Annotated in this window: 5 protein-coding genes; all 5 read left to right on the forward strand. The window is 64.0% G+C overall.

Annotated elements, in window-relative coordinates:
• On the forward strand, nt 1-1569 hold a 1569-nt coding region (locus tag AC1DCJ_RS20205; RefSeq protein ID WP_478071784.1), incomplete at its 5' end, for a DUF2345 domain-containing protein.
• A 13-nt stretch (nt 1570-1582) separates the two neighbouring features.
• On the forward strand, nt 1583-2473 hold the full coding sequence (locus AC1DCJ_RS20210; protein ID WP_478071785.1) for a DUF4123 domain-containing protein: 891 nt from the start codon (nt 1583-1585) through the stop codon (nt 2471-2473).
• Nucleotides 2470-5472, forward strand: coding sequence for a T6SS effector BTH_I2691 family protein (locus tag AC1DCJ_RS20215; RefSeq protein ID WP_478071786.1), 3003 nt, complete (start codon nt 2470-2472; stop codon nt 5470-5472). Before AC1DCJ_RS20210 ends, AC1DCJ_RS20215 begins: the two co-directional genes overlap by 4 nt.
• A 3-nt stretch (nt 5473-5475) precedes the next feature.
• Complete coding sequence (locus tag AC1DCJ_RS20220; protein WP_478071787.1) at nt 5476-6411, forward strand: DUF6708 domain-containing protein; 936 nt, start codon at nt 5476-5478, stop codon at nt 6409-6411.
• Between the two features lie 253 nt (nt 6412-6664).
• On the forward strand, nt 6665-6904 hold a 240-nt coding region (locus AC1DCJ_RS20225; protein WP_478071788.1), incomplete at its 3' end, for a hypothetical protein.

The raw sequence follows: 6904 nt of genomic DNA on the forward strand, positions 1-6904 counted from the left end.
TTCTACGACAACCGCTTCGTCGCCATTCCGGCCGAGGTGGTGTATCGCCCGCAGACCGAAGACGGCCACGGCACGCGTTTGCATCCGCGCCCGTCGATCACCGGCACGCTCAGCGCCATCGTGGTCAGCGACGGCGAGCCCTTGCAGTCTGATCGGGACCACCGCATCAAGGTGCAGTTCCCGTGGCAGCGTGGTGGTGCATCGAGCACCGGCTTGGCCCATCCCGGCGGCGACGACAACGCCCCGGCCAACGGTGGAGCGTGGACCTGGGTGCGGGTGATGACCCCGTGGGCCGGCGACAACTGGGGCGGCGTGGTGCTGCCCCGTCGTGGCCAGGAAGTGCTGGTGGCCTTCCTCGAGGGCGACATCGACCGGCCGGTCGTGGTCGGCGCGGTCTACAACGGCCGCGGCCAGACCGATGCCGCCCATAACCAGGTCGCCAGCGGCGGCGCCAACGCCACGGGCAATGCGCCGGCGTGGTTCGACGGCAATGAACATGCCGCGGTGTACACCGGCTTCAAGAGCCAAGCGCTGGCCGACAGCCAGGGCGGGCAGGGCGGCTATCAGCAGATGCGCCTGGATGACACGCCCGGTCAAGGCCGTGCGCAGCTGTCCACCACTCAACACGCAACCACGCTGACACTGGGCCATCTGAAAGGCGGCGAAGACAACGTGCGCGAAACCGAGCGCGGCTTCGGCGCCGAGCTTTCGACGCAGGCCTTTGGGGCACTGCGTGGAGGCAAAGGCCTGCTGCTCAGCACCGAGCCGGGCGAACCCCAGCTGGCCGCCAACCAGGCGCTGACCCAGCTGCAGGAAAGCGCAGAGCTGCTGCAATCGCTCAACGAATCGGCAGTGAACCAGCAGGCGCAACTCCCGGAGGAACCGACCACGCTGCAGGCGCACGACGCGCTGGAACAGCTGCAGGAAAGCCTGCGTGCCACCCAGAGCGGCAGCGCAGCGGGCAGCATCAGCGGCGGCGATGGCGATGCCCCCGGCTGGGACAAGCCGGTCTTGATGGGCAGCGGCGTGGCCGGTGTGATGAGTCTCACCCCGGCCGACCAGGTCTGGGTAAGCGGCACGCACACCACGCTGGCCTCGGGCGTGGCGCTGAATTGGCTAAGCCACGGCTCGATCACGATGGCGGTGGCCGGCGGGCTGGTGCTGTACACCGCCGGTGCCGAGCCCAAGCCGGAGAGCCCGAACCAGGAACGTGGGATCGCGTTGCACGCTGCGCAGGGCAAGGTCAGTGCACGCGCGCACAAGAACCAGGCGATCCTGGCGGCCAAGACCAACGTGAAGATCACCAGTACCCAGGCGGATGTGCAGCTCTCGGCGCCGAGCAAGCATCTGCTGGCGACGGCGGCCGGCGCCTACATCCGGATCGAGGGCGACAACATCGAGCTGGGCGCACCGGGGAAGGTGGAGTTCAAGGGCACGCAGCGGGAGTGGACGGGGGCAAAGAGTGTCGCGCTTGAAAAGCCGGCCATTCCTGACGGCATGTTGAAGCTGTGCGAGACCAAGTCCAAGAGTGCCGACGCGGGCGGAGCCGGCGCGGTTCGCGTCGGATGAAAGGGCCTTGAGCATGGATCATCGCCTGTTCCTCCAGCATGACTTCGCGCTGATCAATCCGCTGCAGCTGGATGCTGCCCAATGGACCGGCCTGCCGACCGAACCGCTGGTTCCCGATACGGTTGAAAGCCAGGCCCAGCTGATGCCGCGCCTCGTGCTGCTGCGCGATCTGGCGCCGGATGCAAAGAGCGCACTCCTCGATCAATCCGAGGCTTGGCAAGCCGCCTACGACCTGCCCATGCTGCCGATCCTGATCCAATCGGCTGCGTCAGCGGCCGCCATGACCGCACACCTCAAGAAGCAGATGCTGGCCAGGCATCCGGCGGGGCACTGGTTCTGGATACGCTTCCATGACCCACGCGTGTTTCGCCACCTGCGGTGGTTGCTGGACCCCGCGCAGATGGCGCGCCTGATGGGACCGGCCTCGCAATGGACGTGGTTCGACCCCTCCACATCCGGCTGGTGTTCCGACCCGCGTCCGGATGCGGATGCCACGACTGCGGCCCGACTGGATAGTCGCCAATGGGACGGCGTATTCCGCATGGAAGTGCTCAACCGCGCTCTGAAGGGGTTGGGGCACGAGTACCCGACGGTAACGTTCGACCAGGCGCTGTATCGGCAGATGGACGAGGCGGTGAGGATTGCCGTGGAGGTCGAGCAACTGCAGGACCTCGATGACCAGGTGGCCTATGCCTGCCATGCACAGCGCTTCGGTCCCGCCTTCCACGCCCTTCCTGCGGTGCGCCGCTGCCTCGACGACGCCCGTGCTGGCGCCTGCAGCTATGTCGGTGGTATCGCCGATCTCGATCCGCAACTGTTTGCATCTCTCACGCCACCGGACCGCGTGACCGGTCAGTCCGCCAGTGCCACGAAAGCACCCCGCAGTCCAGGAGAGTTTCGATGACAACGTTCAAGCCAGGATGGTACGCCGTCAGCAACGCAGACGCGCAGGGCAATACGCCGTGCAAGTACTTTGCCAAGCGCAATCTTGTGACGTGCGAGTGCTACGTGGCGAAGGATGGTCGGCAGGTCTATCGCTGGGGTGCAAAGGAAAAGCCGGCCGGCCAGAAAGATCAATGGCTGGACTCCTATCGCTTTCTTGACACCGAAAGTGGCGGCAAGTGGGACAACGAGAAGACCAAGACCGAGGTGAGCTCCGGTGGTTCGGGCGATCCCAAGCAGCCTCCCCGGCCTGCGGCGTCGCCGTGCGAAGACCTCAGCCAGCGCTGCCCTGCCTGTGACCGCAATGGCTTGATGATTCTTCCCCTGCGCTATGCGGTGGCCAATGCGGATGTGAGCGCCTCGGAAAAGGTGCCGGCGCTGGGCGCGCCGTTCGGCGCTACGACCGACGCCATCAAGCTGCCGGCGAACCTGAGCCAATACACCCTGCGCTTGTTGCGCGAGGGGTATCTGTACGTCTTCAACGAAAAGCTCGGGGCCGCGGGCTGGAAGGGGTATACCTCCGATGAGCATGGCTATCTGGCCGAATTCGATCTGAATGACAAGAATCCCCCGCCTGCCAAGGACGGCAGCAATGCGCCGTGTGGCCGCCGCGCCGGGTCGGAGATGGCCCGCTGCATCGCCATTCCAGACGCGCACCTTCCCGAAAAGCTGGGCAATGTCTGGATGGCGTTCACCGACACGCCGTGGACGCCGGACGTCCTGAAGCGGCATCGCGACAGTGCGGAGATGCGAAAGCGCAACATGCGCTGCATCGACGCCAAGGCCTGGGCGGGCAGCGGTACGGATCAGCCGCATGTGGCCGATCTGTCCAAGAGCATCATGAAGATTGCCGAGTTCAAGATCGGCACGCACATTCTCGACCGGCTGATGCAGCCACTCAACTTCTTCTGGCCGTTGGGCATGGAGGGGGCGGTGGTCACCAATCATCCCGCCTTCAACGGCTCATCGGCGCCGTTCCATTCTGCACAGGGCGACATGCAGAAGATGCTAGACGGCGCGCGGGTGGCGTCCAAGGGAGTTCCAGTGGCCATGATGGCGCTGGAAGATCCGGTCGGCATTGCAACGGACTTGAACGCGCAGATCCTCCGTCGTGTAAGGAACTGGCATGACGAGCCCCTGCGCAAGTGGAAACGCGAATCGGCGCACACCATTTCGGCGCTGCGACAGGCGGTCCAGCATGGCGCCGTTCAGCGCACCAGCCAGAACCGCGCCACCACCGTGGGCCTGTTTGCCACGTGGTTCCCGGCGACCTCCAGCGGTGTCACGCGCGGTGGCAACGTGGGCGAGAAGATGGAGAACGCCGGCTACATCAAGGAGGAGGAAGCCGAGCGCATCGGCATCAAGGAGTGGAATGACGACCACGTGGAGCTCTTCGACCAGAAGAAGCAGAAGGCCTACCTGGAGAAGGAGTTCCCCGCCGAACTGAAGGCCTTCGAGGCATCCACCGTCGACCCGCTGGACGAGGCGTACATCGCCTGGATGGACTCCACGCCTTACCGCGATCACTTCATCTGCAATTTCGACCCGAAGAACATGGACAGCGGGCTGGCCTATGTGCAGAAGGTCTTCCTGGTACTGGCCGACGCGATCGGCAGACAGAAGGTGGCCAAGTTCCTCCTGAACAAGCTGGAGGCCGATCCCGCCCACCCGGGAGAGGTTGAACTGCGCGCGCTCATGCTCAACCAGGACAAGCTGATTGATGGCTGGGTGAAGAGCGCAAAGTCCGAGGCCTGGAAAGGCGAGGCGCTGCCATGGGACGCGCTGGGCGGGCACTTCTATGGGATGTTCAAGGACACCGTGACCGGCGACGGTTACCTGCACTACCTCGGCGTCCCGGGCAAGGACAAGGCCAGCGGCCTGCTCGGCGTGGTCGCCAAGTACAGCTACATGCTCAGCGGCCCGATGGTCAAGATGCTTGGGCGCATGATGAACGGTGCCACCACCTGGGCAGTGGCGAGCCTGCCGCAGAAGCGCGTCATGGCGTTGCTGGGCGCGGTGGCAAAGGCCGAAAATCCGAACCTTCGCCTGATCGACCTACGCTCGACCGCTACCCGCAAGCAGGCCAGCAGAATGGTGGCTGGCATCCTGGCCAACATGTCCGGTGGCCAGGGACATCAATATCGCAGTGCAGTGCGGGAGTCGCTTGACCGCATCGCCGACGCCGAGGGCCGACGCTACCCTTACAACGCGATCCTGCTGGTGGATGAGGATGCCGCCCGGCGAATCGGCCAGCTGAGTGGCGCCGCACGTGATGCCCATATCCGGGCGAACGTGCTCAGTCACCAGGACTTCGAGAGCATGTTGAGTCGCAGCGTGAGGCAGGTGTCCAACCTGGAGGCCAAGGCCTCGTTCGTTGGCACGGTGATCGTGGGCCTCACCCTGTCCAGCGCGTGGAAAGAGATGCAGAAGGCCGATGCCGAGGAAAAGGACGGCAAGATCTGGAACTTCGCCGGTGGCGTAGGTTCGCTGGTCGGCGGTATGGTCGAGACGGCCGGGCTTGCGCTTGCGAAAACGGCGTGGGGCAACAGCAGGCACGCGGTGATGTTGCTCAGTTCCACCCAGCAATACTCCACACGCGCGGGACTGCTTATCGGTGGCGGAAAGCTGTTGGGCGCCATCGGCGGTTTCATTGGTGGTGCCCTTGCCATCGACGAGGGCTTCGACGATTTCGCAATTTCGCCGTGGTACGGTGCGTCGATGATCACCCTGGGCCTGGCCACCATTGTGGCGGCCTGCCTGGCATTGGCGTTCGCCTTGCCGGTACTGGGTCTGGTGATCGGTCTGCTGGTGGCGATTCTGATGCTGGTGGTAAGCCTGTTCAAGCCAACCAAGATCCAGAAATGGCTGGATGCGAGCTACTACGGCCTCCACAAGCGGAAGCAGTTCGAATCCCATGCAGTAGAGTTGGACGCGCTGAAGGCACTGAGTGAAGAGGATTGACGGATGTACACAGGTTGGTTGAGAAGATTCAAGGTAGATCGACCGATCGATCCCGTCGAGCAGTTTGAGCCCCTGAAGCGCGAGCGCACGGGGGCAAGCAACGAGCGGCACTGTGTCATCAGCCTGAACTCCACGTACATGGACGTGATTGATCGGCGCTACCGTCTTCGCGGGATGGTGGCCACGACCGTGGTGACACTCGTCAGCACTGCCCTGGCGCTGTTCGGGCTATGGATGCTGGTGACCTGGCTCCCCACTGTGTACCAGGGGCGGGCGGTGGACTGGTTCATGGTCGGCGTACTGGTGATCGGCTTCGTCGGGCAGTTCGCGCTGCTGTATCGGTTGATCATTGGCCGCGACTTCTTCACCTACAAGTACTACCCGATACGATTCAACCGTCGCACGCGGATGGTGCACGCCTACACCGACGCCGGCCCGTCCGGCGTCATCAGCGTGCCGTGGGACCAGGCCTACTTCCATCTGGGCCACGGCCAGGGTGAGACGTTCCTGCGCGACATTCGTTGCCACGTCATGGACGGGGAGATGGTCAAACAGACGTTTGCCGTCGGCCACTATTTCGACGATGCCGACAAGGTCCGCGAGATCTGGGAGTTCATCCGGCGTTACATGGATGAAGGCCCGCAGCACGTGGTTGACGCGCCTGCGTCGCCGCAGCTGCACCTGTCGGTCGCCGACACCTGGAAGAACTGCTACCTCACGGTGATCATCAGCCTGGGAGAGGCGTTGCTGCCGTACCGTACGGTGTTGATGCCATTGCTGGGGCCGTTGGCAGCCTGCCGCTGGCTGGTCTTGAAGAGCAGCAAGACGCCAGAGTGGCCGGCGCATGTAGTGACGGAATCCGGCATCGACGTGGCCGATCCGCATCAGTTGCCCGAGCCGGAGTATGTCGGACAGTTCTATGAGGGGCGTGGCGTCTGATCGCGCCGCGCGTTGAACGGAGCATTCCAGTGCGACGCTGTCGTCTGGTTCTCTCTTCCCGGCGCTGAACAGCGATTTGCTCGCCGCGAGAACTTCCAATCGAATGTGATGTCAGTCACGTAACGCGGCGCGTCAAGGGCCAGGCGCTGCCTCCCGGCGAATGCCGGGGCGACCTGCACGGGTGCTTTGCGCTAAATTACGCTGACGATGGATCGCCCCAGTCGAGCTCACTGGGCTATTGAATGGACGCAAGATGGATTCCGTAACCAAGGTATTGGCCGCGCTTGCGGCACCGGGGCAGGCCCAGCGCCTGCTGCAGCTGCGCACCTCGCTGGGGAGCGACGTGCTGGTGGCCGAGTCGCTCAATGGCGTCGAGCAGATCGATGGCGTGGGTTTCGTGTTCGACATCATCGCGTTGTCGGCCGATGCCAACCTGTCGCTGGACAGTCTGCTTGGGCAGCCGGCATTGCTGCAGATGCAGGCCATCGGCAAC

It is taken from the genome of Stenotrophomonas sp. 10N36 (genome assembly GCF_056395005.1).